The 19,771-nt window shown below is 68.5% G+C and carries 23 protein-coding genes; 13 read left to right on the top strand and 10 right to left on the bottom strand.

Translation table 11 applies throughout. The features are described from left to right. Positions 1-186 carry a Flp family type IVb pilin gene (locus ACI8U3_RS07800; RefSeq protein ID WP_415014299.1) on the top strand — a complete coding sequence of 62 codons (186 nt, stop codon included), beginning with the start codon at positions 1-3 and terminating at the stop codon, positions 184-186. On the opposite strand, the gene fliP is transcribed toward ACI8U3_RS07800, so the two are convergent. Beyond that, positions 183-956: a flagellar type III secretion system pore protein FliP gene (gene fliP, locus ACI8U3_RS07795; protein WP_415014316.1), complete on the bottom strand. Its 774-nt coding sequence runs from the start codon at positions 954-956 to the stop codon at positions 183-185. The genes ACI8U3_RS07800 and fliP overlap by 4 nt on opposite strands. A gap of 56 nt (positions 957-1,012) precedes the next feature. Then, the gene (locus ACI8U3_RS07790) at positions 1,013-1,288 is read right to left on the bottom strand and encodes a flagellar biosynthetic protein FliO (protein ID WP_415014298.1); all 276 of its coding nucleotides are present in this window, start codon (positions 1,286-1,288) and stop codon (positions 1,013-1,015) included. Positions 1,289-1,435: 147 nt separating this feature from the next. On the opposite strand from ACI8U3_RS07790, the gene flgB reads away from it, so the two are divergent. The 4 genes from flgB to ACI8U3_RS07770 all read left to right on the top strand — a co-directional run bounded on the left by flgB (position 1,436) and on the right by ACI8U3_RS07770 (position 6,103). Continuing rightward, on the top strand, positions 1,436-1,849 hold the full coding sequence (gene flgB / locus ACI8U3_RS07785) for a flagellar basal body rod protein FlgB (RefSeq protein ID WP_415014297.1): 414 nt from the start codon (positions 1,436-1,438) through the stop codon (positions 1,847-1,849). Between the two features lie 11 nt (positions 1,850-1,860). Further along, on the top strand, positions 1,861-2,280 hold the full coding sequence (gene flgC, locus ACI8U3_RS07780) for a flagellar basal body rod protein FlgC (RefSeq protein WP_415014296.1): 420 nt from the start codon (positions 1,861-1,863) through the stop codon (positions 2,278-2,280). Positions 2,281-2,290: 10 nt separating this feature from the next. Next, positions 2,291-2,599 carry a flagellar hook-basal body complex protein FliE gene (locus tag ACI8U3_RS07775; RefSeq protein ID WP_415014295.1) on the top strand — a complete coding sequence of 103 codons (309 nt, stop codon included), beginning with the start codon at positions 2,291-2,293 and terminating at the stop codon, positions 2,597-2,599. Between the two features lie 99 nt (positions 2,600-2,698). Beyond that, positions 2,699-6,103, top strand: a complete 3,405-nt coding sequence (locus ACI8U3_RS07770) for an amidohydrolase family protein (protein WP_415014294.1) — start codon at positions 2,699-2,701, stop codon at positions 6,101-6,103. A gap of 64 nt (positions 6,104-6,167) precedes the next feature. Here the strand turns inward: ACI8U3_RS07770 and ACI8U3_RS07765 are convergent, their stop codons facing one another. The 3 genes from ACI8U3_RS07765 to ACI8U3_RS07755 form a co-directional block, all read right to left on the bottom strand. Continuing rightward, the gene (locus ACI8U3_RS07765; protein ID WP_415014315.1) at positions 6,168-6,635 is read right to left on the bottom strand and encodes a class I SAM-dependent methyltransferase; all 468 of its coding nucleotides are present in this window, start codon (positions 6,633-6,635) and stop codon (positions 6,168-6,170) included. 191 nt (positions 6,636-6,826) lie between these two features. Beyond that, positions 6,827-7,939: a 3-dehydroquinate synthase gene (gene aroB, locus ACI8U3_RS07760; RefSeq protein WP_415014293.1), complete on the bottom strand. Its 1,113-nt coding sequence runs from the start codon at positions 7,937-7,939 to the stop codon at positions 6,827-6,829. Continuing rightward, entirely contained in the window at positions 7,936-8,550 is a 615-nt protein-coding gene (locus ACI8U3_RS07755; protein WP_415014292.1) for a shikimate kinase, read from the bottom strand. Before ACI8U3_RS07755 ends, aroB begins: the two co-directional genes overlap by 4 nt. A gap of 9 nt (positions 8,551-8,559) precedes the next feature. Between ACI8U3_RS07755 and ACI8U3_RS07750 the strand changes: the two genes are divergently transcribed. The 3 genes from ACI8U3_RS07750 (at position 8,560) to ACI8U3_RS07740 (ending at position 11,072) form a co-directional block, all read left to right on the top strand. Next, a complete protein-coding gene (locus tag ACI8U3_RS07750; RefSeq protein WP_415014291.1) occupies positions 8,560-9,465 on the top strand; it encodes a site-specific tyrosine recombinase XerD in 906 nt (301 codons plus the stop codon). Between the two features lie 100 nt (positions 9,466-9,565). Beyond that, positions 9,566-10,363 (top strand): DUF1295 domain-containing protein, encoded by a 798-nt coding sequence (locus tag ACI8U3_RS07745; protein ID WP_415014290.1) that lies wholly within the window; start codon positions 9,566-9,568, stop codon positions 10,361-10,363. A 76-nt stretch (positions 10,364-10,439) separates the two neighbouring features. Further along, entirely contained in the window at positions 10,440-11,072 is a 633-nt protein-coding gene (locus ACI8U3_RS07740) for a hypothetical protein (RefSeq protein WP_415014289.1), read from the top strand. 6 nt (positions 11,073-11,078) lie between these two features. On the opposite strand, the gene pyrF is transcribed toward ACI8U3_RS07740, so the two are convergent. After that, the gene (gene pyrF, locus ACI8U3_RS07735; protein ID WP_415014288.1) at positions 11,079-11,777 is read right to left on the bottom strand and encodes an orotidine-5'-phosphate decarboxylase; all 699 of its coding nucleotides are present in this window, start codon (positions 11,775-11,777) and stop codon (positions 11,079-11,081) included. Between the two features lie 110 nt (positions 11,778-11,887). On the opposite strand from pyrF, the gene ACI8U3_RS07730 reads away from it, so the two are divergent. Next, the gene (locus ACI8U3_RS07730; protein ID WP_415014287.1) at positions 11,888-12,586 is read left to right on the top strand and encodes a MarC family protein; all 699 of its coding nucleotides are present in this window, start codon (positions 11,888-11,890) and stop codon (positions 12,584-12,586) included. 6 nt (positions 12,587-12,592) lie between these two features. On the opposite strand, the gene ACI8U3_RS07725 is transcribed toward ACI8U3_RS07730, so the two are convergent. Next, positions 12,593-13,012 carry an HIT domain-containing protein gene (locus ACI8U3_RS07725; protein WP_415014286.1) on the bottom strand — a complete coding sequence of 140 codons (420 nt, stop codon included), beginning with the start codon at positions 13,010-13,012 and terminating at the stop codon, positions 12,593-12,595. Then, complete coding sequence (gene rph / locus ACI8U3_RS07720) at positions 13,009-13,725, bottom strand: ribonuclease PH (protein ID WP_415014285.1); 717 nt, start codon at positions 13,723-13,725, stop codon at positions 13,009-13,011. Before rph ends, ACI8U3_RS07725 begins: the two co-directional genes overlap by 4 nt. Positions 13,726-13,777: 52 nt before the next feature. Here rph and ACI8U3_RS07715 point away from each other — a divergent pair, with 52 nt between their 5' ends. Genes ACI8U3_RS07715 through grpE form a run of 3 tightly spaced genes read left to right on the top strand, consistent with a single transcriptional unit; the run spans position 13,778 to position 16,043 of the window. Beyond that, positions 13,778-14,332 (top strand): GNAT family N-acetyltransferase, encoded by a 555-nt coding sequence (locus ACI8U3_RS07715; RefSeq protein WP_415014284.1) that lies wholly within the window; start codon positions 13,778-13,780, stop codon positions 14,330-14,332. Beyond that, the gene (hrcA, locus tag ACI8U3_RS07710; RefSeq protein WP_415014283.1) at positions 14,329-15,414 is read left to right on the top strand and encodes a heat-inducible transcriptional repressor HrcA; all 1,086 of its coding nucleotides are present in this window, start codon (positions 14,329-14,331) and stop codon (positions 15,412-15,414) included. The genes ACI8U3_RS07715 and hrcA overlap by 4 nt, the downstream gene beginning before the upstream one ends. After that, positions 15,411-16,043: a nucleotide exchange factor GrpE gene (gene grpE, locus ACI8U3_RS07705; protein WP_415014282.1), complete on the top strand. Its 633-nt coding sequence runs from the start codon at positions 15,411-15,413 to the stop codon at positions 16,041-16,043. The genes hrcA and grpE overlap by 4 nt, the downstream gene beginning before the upstream one ends. A gap of 3 nt (positions 16,044-16,046) precedes the next feature. Here grpE and ACI8U3_RS07700 read toward each other — a convergent pair whose 3' ends face one another. Beyond that, positions 16,047-16,919, bottom strand: a complete 873-nt coding sequence (locus ACI8U3_RS07700) for a dienelactone hydrolase family protein (protein ID WP_415014281.1) — start codon at positions 16,917-16,919, stop codon at positions 16,047-16,049. Between the two features lie 70 nt (positions 16,920-16,989). Beyond that, positions 16,990-17,622: an alpha-ketoglutarate-dependent dioxygenase AlkB gene (locus tag ACI8U3_RS07695; protein ID WP_415014280.1), complete on the bottom strand. Its 633-nt coding sequence runs from the start codon at positions 17,620-17,622 to the stop codon at positions 16,990-16,992. A 226-nt stretch (positions 17,623-17,848) separates the two neighbouring features. On the opposite strand from ACI8U3_RS07695, the gene dnaK reads away from it, so the two are divergent. Continuing rightward, the gene (gene dnaK, locus ACI8U3_RS07690; protein WP_415014279.1) at positions 17,849-19,765 is read left to right on the top strand and encodes a molecular chaperone DnaK; all 1,917 of its coding nucleotides are present in this window, start codon (positions 17,849-17,851) and stop codon (positions 19,763-19,765) included. Positions 19,766-19,771 lie beyond the last annotated feature (6 nt).

The raw sequence follows: 19,771 nt of genomic DNA, 5'->3' as shown, positions 1-19,771 counted from the left end.
ATGAAACGGTTTCTGGTTCGCCTGACGCGGGATGAGCGCGGCGCCACAGCCATTGAGTACGGCCTGATCGCGGCGCTGGTGTTTCTGGTCATCCTCGGCGCGGTGACCCTGTTCAGCGAGAATGCGACGAACGTGCTGATCGGCGCGGCCAACGCCATTTCAGGCGCGGCGTCGGGCGAAGGCTAGCCGGCGCCCGACGCGCGCTGGAAGCTCTCCACCAGCGATCCGGCCACCAGTCGCCAGCCGTCCACCAAGACAAAGAAGATCAGCTTGAACGGCAGGCTGATGATGACCGGCGGCAGCATCATCATGCCCATGGACATCAGGACGGACGCCACCACCAGATCGATGACCAGAAACGGCACGAACAGCAGAAAGCCGATTTCGAACGCGCGCTTTAGCTCGGAAATCATGAAGGCGGGCGTGACCACGCGCAGGGGCAGGTCCTGAACGTTCTCCGGCGGATCAATGCGCGACATGCGCACGAACAGTTCCAGATCCCGCGGGCCGACCTGATCCAGCATAAAGCCCTTCACCGGCTCGGCCGCCGCGTCGAACGCTTGGGGCAGCTCCATCTGCTGGTCCATCAGGGGGCGGATGCCGGAATCGTAGGCGGCCTGCCAGGTAGGCGCCATGACGATGGCGGACAGGAACAGGGCCAGGGACACCAGCACCGCATTGGGCGGCGACTGCTGCATGCCCAGGGCGGTGCGCAGCAGCGACAACACCACCACGATGCGGATGAAGCTGGTGGTCATGATGACGATGGACGGCGCCAGCGACAGCACCGTGATGAGGCCCACCAGCTGAACCACACGCTCGGTGAGGCCTGCGCCGGTGCCCAGGTCGATGTTGATGGCCGAGCCCGCGCCCCCCTGGGCCGCTTCCTGAGCGATGGCCGCCACCGGCAGAAGCAGACCCAGGGCGAGGCTGACCAGGGTGACGATCAGCGACAGTCGAAAGGCGCGCTTGAGTTCGGCGCGGGTGGGCGCGCAGAAGACGGCCGACAGGGTCACGACGGCATATCCTTCCCGCGCGGCTCGATCAGCTCCTTGCCCTCGCCCAGCAGGATCAGCCGCTCCTCGTCGTCCACGCGGACCAGGATGAGGCGGCGGGCCGGGTCCAGGACCAGGGTCTCGATCACCTGCAGGCGCCGCTCGCCCCGCGTGCCCTGAAAGCGCTCCATCAGGCCGGGCGCATAGCGGCGCAGGGCATAGGCGGCCAGGCCGATCAGGCCGAGCGTGATGGCCAGGCCAAGGATGGCGCGCGCGAAATCGAGAAAACCCATCAGGAATCGGCCCCGCCGGCGACACGCCGGATTCGGACCCCAGCATTAAGGATCGTGGTTAATGACCGGTTTAGGAAACCCCCTGTTAACCATGCACCCGGCATTTTCCGCCGGGTAAGCCCCACAAGCCATCATGGCGGGAGTCTCATGCGCCTGGACAACATCCCCCTGTTCGACGCCATTCGCGGCCAGCTCGGCTGGCTTGGCGAGCGTCAACGGGTCATCGCCCAGAACGTGGCCAACGCCGATACGCCGGGCTACGCCGCCCGCGACCTGCGCGCGCCGGACGACTTCGCCCACGCCATGATGCGGCAGACGCAAGGGGTGGGGATGATGCGCACCAGCACGGCCCACATGGCGATCCAGCCCCAGCGGTCGGTCAACTACGCCTCCATGACCTCGCCGGATTCCGAAACCACCCTGGACGGCAATTCGGTGGTGGTGGAGGAGCAGATGCTGCGCATGGCCGAAAGCCGCATGGCCCACGACGCAGCCATCGGCTTCTACCAGAAGTCCCTGAACATGCTGCGCATGGCCGCCCGCAAGCCCGGCGCCGCGTAAAGGAGTGACCGATGCCTGATCCCGTTCCGCCCCGGAACCCGACCATGAACATCGCGGCCTCGGCCTTGCGGGCCCAGCAGTCGCGCATGCGGATCATCGCCGAGAACATCGCCAACGCCCAGTCCACGGCCCTGGTGGCCGGCGGCGAGCCCTATCGTCGTCAGATGCCGGTGTTCCAGACCCAGCAGCTGGACGGCGGCACGGGCGTGCAGCTGGCCGAGGTGCGGCAGGACATGGGCGATTTCCGCATGGAATACGATCCGTCCCACCCGGCGGCCAACGACGAGGGCTATGTGATGCGGCCCAATGTGGACACCCTGGTGGAGGCCATGGACATGCGCGAGGCCCAGCGGGCCTATGAGGCCAATCTGAACGTCATCGAGACGGCGCGGTCCATGGACACCCGCATTCTCGACCTGCTGAAGCGCTAGGAGCTAGCCCATGAACCCCATGATGGCGGCGCGAGCCTATGCGGCGGCGCAAGGGACGGCGGCTCCGTCGGCGCCCGGCGGAAACGTCGCCCCGGCGGGCGGCTCGGAATTCTCCAACATCCTGCAATCGGTGATCGGCGACACGGTGCAGCAGTCCCGCGCGGCGGAAAGCCAGATGTCCGCCGCCGTGCAGGGCCGGGCCGAGCTGATCGACGTGGTCACCGCCGTGACCTCGGCCGAGGCCTCGCTGGAGACCGTCATGGCCGTGCGCGACCAGGTCATCAGCGCCTATCAGGAAATCATGCGCATGCCGATCTGATCGGCGCGCATCGTCCTGCCCTCTCGCCAAGCCCGCTTCATGTCGTCTAGACAAGGCGCGCGGTCGTGCGCCGCGAAGCTGTCGGGTGGGAGTATCCAAATGAAGCGCATCCTGTTGGCGAGCGTCGCCGTGCTGGCGATCGGCGGTCCCTCTTTCGCCCAGGAGCCCCCGGCCCCGACGCCGGAACCGGTCCCCGCCGACCGGTCCGCCGACGAGAACAGCCCCGAACAGCAGGAACAGGAGCCGCGGCCGGTCGAGCAGGAACTGGCGCAGCAGGAAGCCCTGGGATCAGGCCCAACCGAACCGCCGCCGGGCGCCGAGGAAGCGGACGAGGCCTGGGACGTGAACAATCCCATGGGGCCGGCGCGCGACATCTCCATTGACGTCACCCAGGGCACCTGGATGTCCGTGGACGTCAGCCCCGACGGAACCGAGATCGTGTTCGACATGCTGGGCGACCTGTACGTCATGCCCATCGGCGGTGGACAGGCGACGAACCTGACATCCGGCGTGGCGTGGGACATGCACCCGCGCTGGTCCCCGGACGGACGCCACATCGCCTTCACCTCGGACCGTGGCGGCGGCGACAACGTCTGGACCATCGATCGGGCCACCGGCGAGACCACCCAGATCACCGATGAAGGCTTCCGCCTGCTGAGCCAGCCGGACTGGACGCCGGACGGCGAGTTCATCGTGGCGCGCAAGCATTTCACCTCCGGCCGTTCGCTGGGGGCGGGCGAGATGTGGCTGTATCACCGCTCGGGCACCGGGTCGGGCGTGCAGCTGACCGAGCGTCGCACGCAGCAGAAGGACTCCGGCGAACCCGTGTTCTCGCCGGACGGCCGCTATCTGTATTTCAGCGACGACGCCACGCCGGGGGGCGTGTTCGAATACAGCAAGGACCCCAACGGCCAGATCTATGTGATCCAGCGCCTCGATCGCGAGACCGGCGAGGTCGAGCCCTACGTCACCGGGCCGGGCGGCGCGATCCGGCCGACGCCGTCGCCCGACGGCCGCTGGCTCGCCTTCATCCGGCGGGTTCGCTACCAGTCGGTGCTGTACCTGATGGACATCGAGTCCGGCCGCGAGATCCCGATCTATGACGGGCTGGATCGCGACCTTCAGGAGACCTGGGCCATTCACGGGGTCTATCCGGGCATCAGCTGGACCCCGGACAGCGAATCCATCGTCTTCTGGGCCGGCGGCGACATCCGCCGCATCGACGTCGACAGCCGCGAGGTGGCCGACATCCCGTTCCGGGTCGCCGACACCCGCCGGGTTCAGGACGCCCTGCGCCGCCCTGTGGAGGTGGCGCCGGAGCAATTCGACGTGCGCATGGTCCGCTGGGCCCAGACCTCGCCCGACGGTCGCCGCGCGGTGTTCGAGGCCCTGGGCCATCTGTGGATCCGCGACCTGCCCACCGGCGAGGCCCGTCGCCTGACCCGCCAGAACGATCATTTCGAGCTGTACCCGTCCTGGTCGCGGGACGGCCGCTCCATCGTCTACACCACCTGGGACGATGAGGATCTGGGGACCGTCCGGGTGGTTCCAGCCTCGGGCGGGAACGGCCGCGTGGTGAGCCCGGGGCCGGGACACTATGTGGAGCCCGTATTCTCCCCGGACGGCGAGACGATTGTCTATCGCACCGTATCGGGCGGCGGGCTGCGCTCCAGCCTCTACAGCCGCGACACGGGCGTGTACGCCATCCCCGCGGCGGGCGGTGAGCCCAGACGGGTTGTGGACTCCGGGTCGGACCCGCAATTCGGCGCGTCCAGCGACCGGCTGTTCTATGCGGCCTCGGGCGCCGAGGGCGCGCGGGAGTTCCGCTCCATCGACCTGGACGGTTCGGACGAGCGCACCCACCTGACCAGCCAGTATGCGGCGGAGTTCTCCATCTCGCCGGACGAACGCTGGATCGCCTGGACGGAGCGCTTCAACGCCTATGTGACGCCCTTTGTCGGCACGAGCCGGGGCCTCAGCCTGAGCGCGGGCGGCGGCGCCCTGCCCCAGACCCAGGTCACGCGTGACGCGGGCGAATGGCTGCACTGGTCCGGCGACTCCAGCCGCCTGCAATGGTCGCTGGGGCCGGAGCTGTTCTCGCGCAATCTGAACGAGGCCTTCGCCTTCGTGGACGGCGCGCCAGAGACCCTGCCCGAAGCGCCCGAGCGCGGAATCAACTTGGGCTTCAGCCATCCCACGGCGGCGCCCGATGGGGTGCTGGTTCTGACCGGCGCGCGGCTGATCACCATGAACGGCGACGAGGTGATCGAGAACGGGACCATCGTCATCGACGGGAACCGCATCGCGGCGGTCGGCCCGGCCGGATCGGTCGAGGTTCCGGCCGGCGCGCGGACGGTGGACGCCTCCGGCGCCACCATCATTCCCGGCATCATCGACGGCCACTGGCACGGGTCCATGGGGTCCAACGAGATCATCCCGCAGCAGAGCTGGGTGAACTACGCCTCGCTGGCCTTCGGCGTCACGACCATCCACGACCCGTCCAACGACACCAGCGAGATCTTCGCCCACAGCGAACTGGCCCGCGCGGGCATGGTTCTGGGGCCGCGCATCTTCTCCACCGGCACGATCCTGTACGGCGCCGCCACGCCGTTCACGGCGGTGGTGGAGGATCTGGACGACGCCCGGTCCACCCTGCGGCGGATGCAGGCGGCCGGCGCCTTCAGCGTCAAGAGCTACAACCAGCCGCGCCGGGACCAGCGCCAGCAGATCATCCAGGCCGCGCGCGAGCTGGACATGATGGTGGTGCCCGAGGGCGGCTCGCTGTTCCAGCACAACATGACCATGGTGGTGGACGGCCATACCACCATCGAGCACGCCATCCCCCTGGCCCGCCTGTACGACGACGTGCACCAGCTGTGGAGCCAGACGGGGGTCGCCTACAATCCGACCCTGACGGTGGCCTACGGCGGCAACTGGGGTGAGAACTACTGGTACCAGGAAAGCGAGGTCTGGCGGAACGAGCGCCTGCTGCGCTTCGTGCCGCGGCGTATCGTTGACGCCCGCGCGCGTCGCCCTGTGCATGTGCCGGAGGAGGAGCTGAACCACATCTCCGTGGCCCGCGAAGCGGCGCGCCTGGCGGAGCTGGGCGTGCCGGTCCTGCTGGGGCCGCACGGCCAGCGCGAGGGTCTGGGCGCCCACTGGGAGATGTGGATGCTGGAACAGGGCGGCATGAGCCCCCATCAGGCGCTGCAGGCCGGCACCATTCAGGGCGCCCGCGCCCTGGGCATGGACCGGGACATCGGCTCGCTGGAGGTCGGCAAGCTGGCGGATCTGGTGGTGCTGTCCGAGAACCCGCTGGAGAACCTCAGGAACTCCACCGCGATCCGCTACACCGTGATCAACGGCCGTATCTTCGACGACAACATGGATGAGCTCGGCGGCCAGGCGCGCGCGTCCTTCTGGTTCGAGGGTGAGGCCGGCGACACCCTGGCGCCGGATGAGACCATCGGCGGCGTCCACGGCCACGACCACGGCGAGCACTGATCGACCCGACCGCCCCCTCCCCAGGCGGGAGGGGGCGGGACAGTTCGCGCGCTGGCCGGTTGGGTCAGGCGGGCCTTTTCCGCCCCTGGACCGGTTTCTCGAACAGAGCGACCAGCGGGCCGTGAAGACCGGCCCGCCAACCGAACCGTCGGCCGATCCAGTGCATGGTCCGGTCCGAATAGAACACCACATGGCTGGGCTGGCGGCGGTAGCGCCAGCCTGCAAAGTCCCGGTCCAGGGTCAGGCGCTCGGTCATGACCGACAGCAAGCCGCCGGGCTTCAGCAGGGCGTCCAGCCGGGCGAAGACCTCGCCGGGCCGGTGCAGGTGCTCGACCACCTCGGTGCAGGTGATGAAGTCCCAGGTCTGCGCGAGCACGCTCGGATCGGGTCGGAAGATGGGATCATAATCCGCCGTTGGATGGCCCGCCTCGGCGAGCATGAGCGACAGGGTCGGCCCCGGCCCGCAGCCGAAATCCAGCCCTTTCGCGCCCGGTTTCAGGCGCGGCAGCAACGGGTCCAGCGCCTGTTGCAGGAAGGCGCGATAGCGGGCGTCGTCCGGGTCGTTCCGGTGCAGGGCGTATTCCGCCCGCTCTTCCTCCTGCGACGGACGCTGCGCCGGGTCGAGGAAGGTCAGGTCGCAGGCTCCGCAGCGGAAATAGCGCAGACCCCCGGTGTGGGCGAAGGACGGCGCGTTCGCCGCCGCGCACAGGGGACAGGCCGGGTTCAGGCCGCGCCCTCGGCGAGCAGGAATGCGCGGACCTTGTCCGGATCGACGCCCTTGACCACCTCGGCCCGGCCGATGCCGCGCGCAAGAATGAAGGTCAGGGCGCCGCCCTCGGCCTTCTTGTCACCGGCCATCAGGGCGATGAGGTGTTGGGCCTCAAACGCGCCCGCCTGATCCAGCCGGGTGGGCAGACCCGCCGCCGCAGTGACGGCCTCTACCCGGCGCGCGTCGCCCTCTTCGCAAAGCCCCAGACGCGCCGAGAACCGGAACGCCATGCAGCAGCCCAGCGCCACCGCCTCGCCGTGTGTCAGGACTTCGTCGTAACCCAGCGCCGTCTCCAGGGAATGGCCGAAGGTGTGGCCCAGATTCAGCAGGGCGCGGCGCCCTGCCTCCTTCTCGTCCTCACTGACCACCGAGGCCTTGATCCGCACCGAGCGCACCACGGCTTCGGTCAGGGCGGCCGGATCGCCCGCCGCGCCCGCAGCCCCGTGCCCGCCCAGCCAGTCGAAGAATTCCGCGTCGCAGATCAGGCCGTGCTTGAGCACCTCGGCCCAGCCCGAGCGAAGCTGCCGCGCCGGCAGGGTCTTCAGAATGTCGATGTCGGCCAGCACCAGACGCGGCTGGTGGAACGCGCCCACCAGATTTTTGCCGCGCGGGGTGTCGATGGCGGTCTTGCCGCCCACCGAGGAATCCACCTGGGCCAGCAGGGTCGTGGGAATCTGAATGAAGTCGATCCCGCGCATGTAGAGCGCCGCCGCCAGTCCGGCCAGATCGCCCACCACGCCGCCGCCCAGCGCCACGATCATGTCCTTGCGGTCCAGCCCGACCTCGGCGCAGCGGTCCAGCACCTGCTCCAGATGCGCGAACGACTTGGACGCCTCCCCGGCCGGAACCGTGGCCAGTTCGGCATGAACGCCATGAGCCTTGAGGCCCGCGATCAGGGCCGGGGCGTGCAGGGCCGCCACCGTCTCGTCCGATACGATCAACACGCGCGGCTGCTTCAGCAGGGCCGCGATGCGCGCGGGGCCCGCCGTGGCATCCGCCAGAAGGCCGGAGCCGACCAACACCTCGTAAGGAACGAAGCCAGCGCCGGAGACTGGGATGGCCGTCATGCGCGTGTCTCCACCTGGTGATCCGTCAGGGCCTTGATGATCGCCTCCACCGCCTCTGCGTGGGCGCCGCCGCCCGTCTCCACCACGAGGTCGGCCTCGGCGTAAATGGGATAGCGCGCCTCGGCCAGACCTTTCAGGATTTCGGCCGGGTCCTTGCCGCGCAAAAGGGGCCGGGTGTCCCGCTTGGCTACGCGCCGGGCGACGATGTCCAGGTCAGCCTTGAGCCAGACGGTGACGGCGTGGCGCTTCAGATGCGCCCGGGTGTCCGGGTTCAGCATGGCCCCGCCGCCGGTGGCCAGCACGATGGGCCGTCCTTCCAGCAAGCGCCGCATGACCCGCGCCTCGCCGTCGCGGAACGCGGCCTCGCCCAGGGCGGCGAAGATGTCGGACACGCTCATGCCCGCCGCTTCCTCGATCTCGTCGTCGGCGTCGCAGAATTTCATGCCCAGCCGCGACGCCAGCCGTCGGCCCACGGTGGATTTTCCCACCCCCATCAGCCCGACCAGGGCTATGGTGCGTGTGGTGAGATGTTTCAGTTCAAAAGCGGGGAGGCCGGCGGTCATGATCAGTGAAACCCTTGCACGACCCGGTGTTCGTCGCCAACCGCCCATGAGGGTTTCGTGACGGTTTCGCCCGCTTCGCCCCAGATCGAGGCCTTTCTTGAAATGATGGCCGTGGAGCGGGACGCCTCGCCCCACACCCTGTCGGCCTACGCCCGTGATCTGAACGACGCCGAGGCCTCGGCCTCGGGCGGGCTCATGGCGGCGGACGAGACGGCTATCGAGGCCTGGTTCGCGGACCTGTCGCGGCGCGGCCTGTCGCCCGCCACCCAGGCGCGGCGCCGTTCGGCCGTGCGCCAGTTCTATCGCTTCGCCCTGGCCGAGGGCTGGCGGGCGGATGACCCGTCCCGCCGTCTGGACGCCCCAAAACAGGGCCGCCCCCTGCCGAAAACGCTCAGTCGGGACGAGATCGAGCGCCTGATCGCCGCCGCCACGGCGCGCGAGGGGGCGGGTGGGGTGCGTCTGATCTGCCTGATGGAGCTGGCCTACGCCTCTGGCCTGCGGGTGTCGGAGCTGCTGGGCCTCAAGGTGCAGGCGGTGCGGCGCGATCCGGCCTATCTGATCGTACGGGGCAAGGGCGGCAAGGAGCGGCTGGCGCCCCTGAACGACGCCGCCCGCACCGCGGTTAAGGCGTGGCTGGTCCTGCGCGACGCGGAAAAGGCGCGCGGCGACAGTTCCTGGCTGTTTCCGTCGGGCGGCAGGAGCGGCCATTTGACCCCGCGCCGGTTCGCCCAGCTGCTGGATCAGGCGGCCGTGGACGCCGGGATCGACCGGGCCCGGGTCAGCCCCCACGTGCTGCGCCACGCCTTCGCGACCCATCTGCTGGAAGGCGGCGCGGACCTGCGCATCGTCCAGACTCTGCTGGGCCACGCCGACATCGCCACCACACAGATCTACACCCACGTGGCCACGGACCGGCTGACCGAGGTGATGAAAAGCAAGCACCCTCTGGCGAACAAGGACTAGTATCGCCTGCGCGATGGCGCGAACGCCTCGAGCCGCCGTCGGCGAAATTCAGCCTGACCGGCATCCTCTGGTTGATCGGACTCGTTTCTGGAGCATGGTCATGATCGATATTCTTTCCCTGCTCGCCCGAAATCTGGCCCTGATCGTGGTCGTCATGCTGGCCCTGTGGGTGCTGGCGCTGAGGTTGAAGGACGTCAGCTTCATAGACGGGGTCTGGGGCCTGGGCATGGTGCTGCTGGCGGGGGCGACGTTCGTGCAGACGGACGGCGATCCCCTGCGCAAGGGGCTGCTGGCCGGGCTTTGCGCCGTGTGGGGAATACGGCTGGGCGTGCACCTGCTGAAACGCTGGCGCGCTCACGGCGCGGACAGGCGGTATCAGGCCCTGCTCGAGGACCGGGCGAACAAGGGGCAGTCCTTCGGCCCGGCCTCGTTGATGTTCGTGTTCCTGCCCCAGGCGGTTCTGCTTTGGCTGACCTGTCTGCCGGTGCAGCTTGGACAAGTCGCGGCGACGCCGGCCGTGGGCGTGGTCGGCTGGATCGGCGCAGGGCTGGCGCTGTTCGGCATCGTGTTTGAGACCATCGGCGACGCCCAGCTGGCGGCGTTCAAGCGGGATCCGGACAGCAAGGGCAAGGTGCTGGACACCGGGCTTTGGCGCTACACCCGCCATCCCAACTATTTCGGCGACGCCTGCGTCTGGTGGGGCTTGTGGCTGGTGGCGGCCGAGACGACGCCCGGACTGTTCGCGATTCTGGGCCCGATCTTCCTGACCTTCACCCTGACCAAATGGTCCGGCGCGCCCACCACCGAGGGCGGCATGCACAAGTCGCGCCCCGGCTATGCGGACTATGTGCGGCGGACCAGCGGTTTCTTCCCTCTTCCGCCGAAGAAGCCCGGCTGAATTCGCGCCGGGAGCGATAAACGAACCAAGTCCGGGCGGCCGCGTTAACCTTTGCGGCCGAGCTGGAGAAACCGCCATGAAATCTGTGTTGTCGATCGCCGGAGCCGGGGCGCTGGGCGTCCTGATGCTGTCCGCCGCCCCCGCCCTGAGCCAGAGTTACTACGGCGGCGGCTATGGAGCGGGTTACGATTATGATCGGGGCGCCTACGCCTATGGGAACGCCTACGCGGGCCAGAACCAGTCCTACGGCTACGACCGACGCGGTTCCTATGACCGGGGGTATGGCGACCGGGGATATGACAGAGGGCGGGGCGACTATCGCGATCAACGGCGTCACGACCGTTATGACCCGCCCCAGCGGCCGGCGCCCTACACCAGCTACAATTCCTACGGCGTGAACAGCGCCCATGTGACCGGCTACAGCTACGGCTATGGCGGGACGGGTTATCCCTACGCGCAGACGCAGAGCTATAGCTACCGCCATGCCCAACCGTCCCATGGCTACAGCCAGTACGGCTACGCCGACCGGGGCGGACGCTACGGCTATTCGCGGAACTATCGCCATGACCAGCGCCGGCCCGGCTATCGCGACCGCTACGGCTATCACGACGACCGGCCGCCGGTGCGCCACAGCGGTTATCGGTACGACAACGACTACCGGTACGACCGCGACTGCCATTGCCAGGACGTCTATCTGTACGACCGCTGAGGATCGTCAGGCGGCGGTCATTTCCTGAACGATGGCTTCGGCCGCCGCGCGCGGATCGGGGGCGGCGGTGATGGGGCGGCCCACCACCAGATGGGTCGCGCCCGCCTGCAGCGCCGACGCCGGAGTGGCGGCGCGGGCCTGATCGTCCAGGGCGGCGCCCGCCGGGCGAACCCCCGGGGTGACGATCAGGAAGTCCGGGCGGCCTGCGGCCTCGGCCAGCGCGCGAACCTGCGCCGCCTCATGGGGGCTTGAGACCACCCCGTCGACGCCCGCGTCCAGCGCCTGACGCACCCGCAGCGCCACCAGGTCGGCGGCGGACAGGCTGTGGTCGTCGGCGCTCAGGTCCGCGTCCGTCAGGCTGGTCAGGACGGTGACGCCCAGAATTTTCAGGCCGGAGTCCTCGGCGCCCTTTCTGGCCGCCGCCATCACCTGGGGCCGGGCGTGGACCGTCAGCAAGTCACAGCCGGACCCGGCCAGGGCGGCGGCCGCCTTTTCCACCGTCGCGCCGATGTCGTGCAGCTTCCAGTCCAGAAAGACTCGCTTGCCGTCCGCCTTCAGATCGCGGGCCAGGGCCATGCCGTCGGTGGCGAACAGCTGCAGCCCCACCTTGTAGAACGCGACCGCATCGCCCAGCCGTTCAGTCAGGGCGCGGGCCTCGTCCGCCGTGGACAGGTCGAGGGCGCAGATCAGGCGAGAATCGGACATGGCGAAGTCTCCGGAGCGCTCGTGAAGCGAACGCGGGTTGCGAAGCGGCGCGGTCCGGCCGATAGAGGCGAGACGCGGGGCAGAACAGATTTTCAGGCCAAGACATGGACATGAACGCCGTCGATCTCGGGGTCAACCTTTTCGTGGCCCTGTTCGCCCTGGCCGATCCCATCGGCAATGTGCCCATCTTCGCGGCCGCCACCCTGGGCGCCACGGCGGCGCAGCGGCGCGGCATCAGCGGCATGATCGCCCTGACCATGATCGGGTTTCTGGTCTTCTTCTTCGTCACCGGTCTGGCGCTGCTGGAGTTCTTCGGCATCTCGCTGGCGGCGTTCCGGATCGCGGGGGGCATCCTGCTGCTGTTCCTGGGTCTGGATATGACGCGGGATGACTTCCTCAAGGCCTTCGCCGACGTTGATCCCACCAATGACCCGGGAGACGTGCGCGGCTATGCGCGGCGCCGGTTCCAGCGTCTGGTGGTGCCCATCGCCATTCCGCTGCTGATCGGCCCCGGCGCCATTTCGGCGGTGATCATCCAGGCGGGCGAGGCCCGCGAGATCGGCGCGGCCGGCTGGGCCGCCGGTCTGGGCGCCATCGTGGCGGTGTCGGTGGTGACCTTCGCCTGCTTCTCGGTCTCGGGACTGATCAGCCGCCTTCTGGGCGAAGTGGGCATGGCCATCGTGGTGCGGGTGCTGGGCCTGATCCTGTGCGCCCTGGCCGTTCAGTTCATCATCGTGGGTCTGGGCGAGGCCACCAACGGCTTCATCAATCTGGCCGCCTCGGCGCCCTACGGCGACGGCGGGCACTGAGGCGGGTCAGCCCTTGCGGACAGCGGTCAGGATTTCGTCCCGCACCTCTGGCGCATAGGGAACGGCGGGGCCGCGCCCCCAGACCGGATCGGGCCACAGGCCATCGTCGCGGCGACGGCCGACGATGTGAACGTGCAGCTGGGCGGTGACATTGCCGATGGCGGCGACGTTCAGTTTCTCCACCGGCCGCATGGACCGCTGGCCCATGGCCCGCACCACGGCGCCCGCGCGCACCGTCTCCTCCATCAGCACGGCCCGCTGTTCCTGCGCCAGGTCGTCCAGCTCGACCACGCCTTCGAGGCGCGGGATCAGGATCAGCCACGGGAAGCGCGCATCATCCTGCATCCGCACCTGACACAGCGGCCAGTTCGCCGCCTCGATCGAACCGGCATCAAACGCGGGATCGGCGGCGAACGACCGGCTCATCGGCCCAGCGCCGCCCGCTGCAGGGCGAACAGTTCCGCGCATCCGCCTTCGGCCAGAACGAACAGGCGGTCGAACTCCGCCCGGCTGAAGCCGCGCTTCTCACCGGTGGCCTGAATCTCCACGATGTCGCCCGATCCGGTCAGGACGAAGTTGGAATCCGCCTCGGCGTTGGAATCCTCTTCATAATCCAGATCAAGCACCGGCGTGTCGGCGAACACCCCGCACGACACCGCCGCCACCTGATCCAGAATGGGGTCGGTCTTCAGCACGCCCTCGTCCTTCAGATAGTTGAGGGCCGAGGCCATTGCGACCCAGGCGCCGGTGATGGCGGCGGTGCGGGTGCCGCCGTCCGCCTGGATCACGTCGCAGTCGATCAGCACCTGACGTTCGCCCAGAGCCTTCATATCCACCACCGCTCGCAGGGAGCGGCCGATCAGGCGCTGGATTTCCTGCGTCCGGCCCGACTGCTTGCCCGCCGCCGCCTCGCGCCGGCCCCGGGTGTGGGTGGCGCGCGGCAGCATGCCGTATTCCGCCGTGACCCATCCCTGCCCCTTGCCGCGCAGCCACGGCGGCAGGCTTTCCTCAACCGAGGCGGTCACCAGAACCTTCGTGTGGCCGAAGCTGACCAGGCACGAGCCCTCGGCGTAGCGATTGACCCCGGTTTCGAGGGTGACGGGGCGAAGCTGTTCGGGCGTGCGGTCAGACGGGCGCATGGATCTCGCTTATCGTATTGGAAGTGGTCGCCCGGAGGCTTATCCTGAATGGGTGAGCCTGTCCCGTCCCGACGCCATGAATTCCGTCCGCCTGCGCCCGGCCACGCCGACCGACGCGGCGCTTTTGCACGCCTGGGACCGGGAGCCGCACGTGATCAGGGCGGTCACCGACGACCCGACCGCCGAGGAAGCCTTCATCGACGCGGACTGGGAACAGGAAATCCGGGATCAGTCGGCGGTCAGCTATTTCCTGATCGGCGAGGAGAACGGCCGTCCCGTCGGGGCCATGCAGGTGATCGACCCACACCTGGAGCCGACGCACTACTGGGGCGGGATTGAGCCGAACCTGCGCGCGCTGGACATCTGGCTGGGTCCGGCGGACGCCCTTGGCCGGGGCATCGGCGCCGCCATGATGACACAGGCCATCGACGCCTGTTTCGCAGATGCCGAGGTGACGGCCATCGTCATCGACCCGCTGGCGTCCAACGCCGATGCGCACCGGTTCTACCGGCGGCTCGGCTTCCGCCCCTTGGAGCGCCGCCTGTTCGGGCCGGACGAGTGCCTGGTTCATCGGCTTGAGCGGGCGGAATGGGAGGCCAGATCATGAGCCTGTTCGCACCCTCCGCGCCCCTCACGGTTCTGGACGACCGGGCGCGCGACATCTTCCGGCGCATCGTGGAGACCTATCTGGAGACGGGCGACCCGGTGGGCTCGCGGACCCTGTCCCTGAGCGGGGTGTCCCTGTCCCCGGCCTCCATCCGCAACACCATGCAGGACCTGACCCATGCGGGGCTGCTGCATTCCCCCCATGCGTCGGCGGGCCGGGCGCCCACCCATGCGGGCCTGCGCCTGTTCGTGGACGGGCTGCTGGAGATCGGCGACATCACCCAGGAGGAGCGCCGCGAGATCGACGCGCGTCTGGCGGTGCACAAGGGCGCGGCGGGACGCGGCGGCTTCGAGGAGGCGCTGGACGCGGCTTCGTCGCTTCTTTCGGGTCTGGCGGGCGGCGCCGGGGTCGTGGCCAGCCCGGTGCGCGAGACCGGCGTGCGGCATGTGGAGTTCGTGGCCCTGGGCGAGGATCAGGCACTGGCCGTTCTGGTGGCCGAGGACGGGACGGTGGAGAACCGCCTGATGCCGCTGAGCGCCGGGGTCACGCCATCCACCCTGCAGGAGGCGTCCAATTTCCTCAACGCGAAGCTCAAGGGACGCCCCCTGAATGAGGCCCGCCGCGAGATGAGCGCCGAACTTCAGGCGGCGCGACGCGAACTGGACGCCACCGCCGCCCGGCTGGTTGAGGACGGCCTGGCCGCCTGGTCCGGCGGACCGGATCGCGAGCGGGCCCTGATCGTGCGCGGCCGCGCCAATCTGTTGCAGGACCGCGAGGCGCTGGAGGATCTGGAGCGGGTGCGCATTCTGTTCGACGATCTGGAGCAGAAGGAACAGCTGATCGGCCTTCTGGACGGGGTCACCAACGCCCAGGGCGTGCGTATCTTCATCGGCGCTGAAACGAGACTGTTTTCACTTTCGGGTTCCGCCGTGATCGCGGCGCCCTATATGTCGGGCCGACAGAGGGTTCTGGGCGCCATCGGCGTGATCGGACCCGCGAGACTGAACTACGCCCGTGTCATTCCGTTGGTGGACTATACCGCCCGGGTGCTGGGCCGGATGCTGGACGGACAGGAAACGTGAGCGACACCTACAACGACCGAAACGACGCTGAAGCGCGCGAAGACGCCGAACTCAACGCCGAGGCGGGGCTGGACGCCGATCCCAATGACGAGCTGGCCCATGAGGACGATGGTCTGGGCCCCGTCGACGCCCTGATCGCCGAGCGTGACGAGTGGAAGGACCGCGCCCTGCGCGCGGTGGCCGAGGCCGACAACGTCAAGCGCCGCGCCGAGCGCGAGATGAACGACGCGCGCGCCTACGCCATCACCCGCTTCGCCCGGGATTTGCTGGGCGTGGCCGACAATCTGTCGCGCGCCCTTCAGGCGGCGCCCAAGGAGAACGCCGACGCCGCCGTGGGCGGCCTGGTCACCGGTCTGGAGATGACCGAGAAGTCGCTGCTGTCGGCCTTCGAGAGCAACGGCCTGACCCGCGTGGCGCCCGAGGCGGGCGAGGCCTTCGACCCCAACCTGCATCAGGCCATGATGGAGCAGCCCTCGGACTCCGTGGCCGCCGGCCAGGTCGTCCAGACCATGCAGGCGGGCTACGCCCTGTTCGGGCGGGTGGTTCGCCCCGCCATGGTGGTGGTGGCCGCGCGCGGCTCGAACGGCGGCTCGCAGGAGCCCGGCGCCCGCGTCGACGCGAAGGTCTGAGCTTTAGAGGTGGGTCTGGAAGTGCGCCAGCAGGCGTGACCAGCCGTCCGTCGCCGCCTCGGCCTGATAGCTGGGGCGGTAATCGGCGTGGAAGGCGTGCCCGGCGCCCGGATAGACCACGATCTCGCTCTCGGTCTGGCCCGCGCTGGTCAGGGCGTCGCGCATGGCCTGAACCGACGCCAGCGGAATGCCCCGGTCGTCCTCGCCGTAGAGCCCCAGCACCGGCGCCTTGAGGTCGGCGGCCAGATCGACCGGCCAGGGCGCGCCGCCCGTGGCGCCCTCTTCAGGAGCCAGTCGCCCGTACCAGGCCACGCCGGCCTTGAAGGCGGCATATCGGGCCACGGCCTGCCAGACCACCTTGCCGCCCCAGCAGAAGCCGGTGATCCCCACCCGCGAACTGTCGGCCCAGATCTGGCCGTGAAGCCACTCCAGGGCGGCGTCCACGTCCCCCATGACCTGTTCGTATCCGGCCGCGCCCACGATCTCGAACACCCGCGCCATATCCGACAGGGGCGCGGGGTCTTCCACCCGCACGAAGAAGGCCGGCGCGATGGCGGCGTAGCCTTCCTTGGCCAGGCGGCGGCACACATCCTGAATATAGGCGTGGACCCCGAAGATCTCCGACGCCACCACCACGATGGGGAACGGCCCCTCGCCCTCGGGCCGGGCCACATAGGCGGGCAGATCGAACCCGTCCGGCGCGGGCAGGGTCACGGTCTCGGTCACCAGCCCCGCCTCGTCCGTCACCACCGGCTCGGCCGATTGGGACACCGCGGCCGTCGCATAGCCGGCGAACAGAAGGCCGCCCAGAAGACGGCGGCTGATCGTGAAATCGTCGGGCCGAGGGCCTTCGGGACGGATCAGATTGACGGTCATGGGACGCCTCCGGTGATCGAGCAGGCGCAACTGTGCGCCCCCCGCTGACCCAGGTCGAGTCACGACCCGTTCAGAGCGCGCGCCTGAGGGTCAGATTCAGGCGTCCACCGCCCGGCAGCAAGGTGGAAGAGCCGCCGAGGATCCTGTCGATTCCGTGCCGGGCCAGCCGCGCCGGTCCCGACAGCATGCAGACATCGCCCGAGGCCAGCCGCACCGACCGTGTCCGCCCTCCCCCCGCCGCCCCGATCCGGAACACCGCCGTATCCCCCAGAGAGATCGACAACACCGGCGCGTCCAGGTCCTTCTCATCCTTGTCCTGATGCAGGCCCATACGGGCGTCGGCGTCATAGAGATTGACCAGACAAGCGTCCGGCGGCTCCGGCCACCCGGTCAGGTCGTCCCACAAAGTCAGCAACATCTCCGGGATCGGCGGCCAGGGCGCGCCTGTTTCGGGGTGCGCCGCCTGATAGCGATAGCCCGCCCGGTCCGACACCCATCCCAGCGGCCCCATATTGCTCATCCGCACAGAGAACGGCCGCCCGCCCGGCGTCACTGGCCGATACAACGGCGCGCCCTCAAGCGCGGTCAGCACCTGATCGCGCAAAAGCGCCTGATCCGGCGCCGTCAGCCGTCCCGGCCAGAGCCTGAATCCGTCGAGGGTGTCGTCCATGGCGGTGTCGGGCGGCGGGGTCATGGCCGTCATATCGGACGCCGCCGATCTCGCGCCAAGCCCTTGCACCCCTTGCGGGCTTTCCCATATCCGACCGGAACGTGGACAAGGCCCTATTCCTTTGAGGGAATTGTTCGCTTAAGGAGCCCCACCGCCGGTTCGCCCGGCAAGTCTACCAACCCACAGGGGGCGGTCACGCGCGGCGCTTGATCAAAAGGCCGCCGCATCGCCCGCCGATACGGAGTGAAATACAACGCCCATGAGCAAGATCATCGGCATCGACCTCGGCACCACCAACTCGTGCGTCGCGGTCATGGACGGCAAGAACCCCAAGGTCATCGAGAACGCCGAGGGCAACCGCACCACCCCGTCGGTGGTCGCGATCCAGGATGACGGCCAGTCCCTGGTCGGCCAGCCGGCCAAGCGCCAGGCGGTGACCAACCCCGAGAACACCTTCTTCGCCATCAAGCGCCTGATCGGCCGCAATTATGACGACCCTGTCGTGGCGAAGGACAAGAAGATGGTCCCCTACGAGATCGTCAAGGGTCCCAACGGCGACGCCTGGGTGCGCGCCCACGGCAAGGATTATTCGCCCCAGCAGATTTCCGCCTTCACCCTTCAGAAGATGAAGGAGGCCGCCGAGGCCTATCTGGGCGAGAAGGTCGAGAAGGCGGTCATCACCGTCCCGGCCTATTTCAACGACGCCCAGCGTCAGGCCACCAAGGACGCCGGCAAGATCGCCGGTCTGGAAGTGCTGCGCATCATCAACGAGCCCACCGCGGCGGCGCTGGCCTACGGTCTGGACAAGAACGACGGCCAGAAGATCGCCGTCTATGACCTGGGCGGCGGCACCTTCGACGTTTCGATCCTGGAGATCGGCGACGGCGTTTTCGAGGTGAAGGCCACCAACGGCGACACCTTCCTCGGGGGCGAGGACTTCGACCTGCGTCTGGTCGATTATCTGGCCGATGAGTTCAAGAAGGAGCAGGGCGTCGACCTGCGTCAGGACAAGCTGGCCCTGCAACGCCTGAAGGAAGAGGCCGAGAAGGCCAAGAAGGAGCTGTCCTCGACCACCCAGTACGAGGTCAATCTGCCCTTCATCACCATGAACGCCTCGGGCCCGCTGCACCTGAACATCAAGCTGTCGCGCGCCAAGCTGGAAGCCCTGGTGGACGACCTGATCCAGCGCAGCATCGAGCCGTGCCAGAAGGCCCTCAAGGACGCGGGCCTCAAGGCCTCGGACATCGATGAGGTGATCCTGGTCGGCGGCATGACCCGCATGCCCAAGGTGCAGGAAGCCGTGAAGGCCTTCTTCGGCAAGGAGCCGCACAAGGGCGTGAACCCCGATGAAGTGGTGGCCCTGGGCGCCGCCGTTCAGGCCGGCGTGCTGCAGGGCGACGTCAAGGACGTGCTGCTGCTGGACGTGACCCCGCTGACGCTGGGCATCGAGACCCTGGGCGGCGTGTTCACCCCCCTGATCGAGCGCAACACCACCATCCCCACCAAGAAGAGCCAGGTGTTCTCCACCGCCGACGACAACCAGTCGGCCGTGACCATCCGGGTGTTCCAGGGCGAGCGCCCCATGGCGGCGGACAACAAGATCCTGGGCCAGTTCGACCTGATGGGCATTCCCCCGGCGCCGCGCGGCATGCCCCAGATCGAGGTGACTTTCGACATCGACGCCAACGGCATCGTCAACGTCGGCGCCAAGGACAAGGCCACCAACAAGGAACAGTCGATCCGCATCCAGGCCAACGGCGGCCTGTCGGACGACGACATCGAGAAGATGGTCAAGGAGGCGGAAGCGAACGCCGCCGCCGACAAGTCCCGCAAGGAGCTGGTGGAGGCCCAGAACGGCGCCGACAGCCTGATCCACTCCACCGAGAAGGCCATGTCCGAACACGGCGACAAGGTCTCGGCCGACGACAAGGCCGCCATCGAAACGGCCCTGGCCGACCTCAAGTCCGCCCGCGAGGGTGAGAACGCCGAGGACATCAAGGCCAAGACCCAGACCCTGGTCCAGGCGTCCATGAAGCTGGGCGAGGCCATGTACGCCGCCCAGCAGGGCTCCGGCGACGGCGCCGAGGGCGCCCAGGCCGAGCAACCCGCCGACGACGGCGTGGTGGACGCCGAGTTCGAGGAAGTCTCGGACTCCGACGACAAGAAGAGCGCCTGATCGGCG

It is taken from the genome of Brevundimonas sp. (assembly GCF_047617075.1).
Lineage (GTDB): Bacteria > Pseudomonadota > Alphaproteobacteria > Caulobacterales > Caulobacteraceae > Brevundimonas.
Note: the sequence above shows the minus strand (reverse complement) of the source record. Positions and strands in the feature narration are given on the sequence as shown.

What these genes read in the sequence shown, in the direction of transcription:
- ACI8U3_RS07800 (WP_415014299.1), top strand. Translation starts at nt 1, where the DNA reads ATGAAACGGTTTCTGGTTCGCCTGACGCGGGATGAGCGCGGCGCCACA.
- ACI8U3_RS07790 (WP_415014298.1), bottom strand. Translation starts at nt 1,288, where the DNA reads ATGGGTTTTCTCGATTTCGCGCGCGCCATCCTTGGCCTGGCCATCACG.
- flgB (WP_415014297.1), top strand. Translation starts at nt 1,436, where the DNA reads ATGCGCCTGGACAACATCCCCCTGTTCGACGCCATTCGCGGCCAGCTC.
- flgC (WP_415014296.1), top strand. Translation starts at nt 1,861, where the DNA reads ATGCCTGATCCCGTTCCGCCCCGGAACCCGACCATGAACATCGCGGCC.
- ACI8U3_RS07775 (WP_415014295.1), top strand. Translation starts at nt 2,291, where the DNA reads ATGAACCCCATGATGGCGGCGCGAGCCTATGCGGCGGCGCAAGGGACG.
- ACI8U3_RS07770 (WP_415014294.1), top strand. Translation starts at nt 2,699, where the DNA reads ATGAAGCGCATCCTGTTGGCGAGCGTCGCCGTGCTGGCGATCGGCGGT.
- aroB (WP_415014293.1), bottom strand. Translation starts at nt 7,939, where the DNA reads ATGACGGCCATCCCAGTCTCCGGCGCTGGCTTCGTTCCTTACGAGGTG.
- ACI8U3_RS07755 (WP_415014292.1), bottom strand. Translation starts at nt 8,550, where the DNA reads ATGGGCGGTTGGCGACGAACACCGGGTCGTGCAAGGGTTTCACTGATC.
- ACI8U3_RS07745 (WP_415014290.1), top strand. Translation starts at nt 9,566, where the DNA reads ATGATCGATATTCTTTCCCTGCTCGCCCGAAATCTGGCCCTGATCGTG.
- ACI8U3_RS07740 (WP_415014289.1), top strand. Translation starts at nt 10,440, where the DNA reads ATGAAATCTGTGTTGTCGATCGCCGGAGCCGGGGCGCTGGGCGTCCTG.
- pyrF (WP_415014288.1), bottom strand. Translation starts at nt 11,777, where the DNA reads ATGTCCGATTCTCGCCTGATCTGCGCCCTCGACCTGTCCACGGCGGAC.
- ACI8U3_RS07730 (WP_415014287.1), top strand. Translation starts at nt 11,888, where the DNA reads ATGAACGCCGTCGATCTCGGGGTCAACCTTTTCGTGGCCCTGTTCGCC.
- ACI8U3_RS07725 (WP_415014286.1), bottom strand. Translation starts at nt 13,012, where the DNA reads ATGAGCCGGTCGTTCGCCGCCGATCCCGCGTTTGATGCCGGTTCGATC.
- rph (WP_415014285.1), bottom strand. Translation starts at nt 13,725, where the DNA reads ATGCGCCCGTCTGACCGCACGCCCGAACAGCTTCGCCCCGTCACCCTC.
- hrcA (WP_415014283.1), top strand. Translation starts at nt 14,329, where the DNA reads ATGAGCCTGTTCGCACCCTCCGCGCCCCTCACGGTTCTGGACGACCGG.
- ACI8U3_RS07700 (WP_415014281.1), bottom strand. Translation starts at nt 16,919, where the DNA reads ATGACCGTCAATCTGATCCGTCCCGAAGGCCCTCGGCCCGACGATTTC.
- ACI8U3_RS07695 (WP_415014280.1), bottom strand. Translation starts at nt 17,622, where the DNA reads ATGACGGCCATGACCCCGCCGCCCGACACCGCCATGGACGACACCCTC.
- dnaK (WP_415014279.1), top strand. Translation starts at nt 17,849, where the DNA reads ATGAGCAAGATCATCGGCATCGACCTCGGCACCACCAACTCGTGCGTC.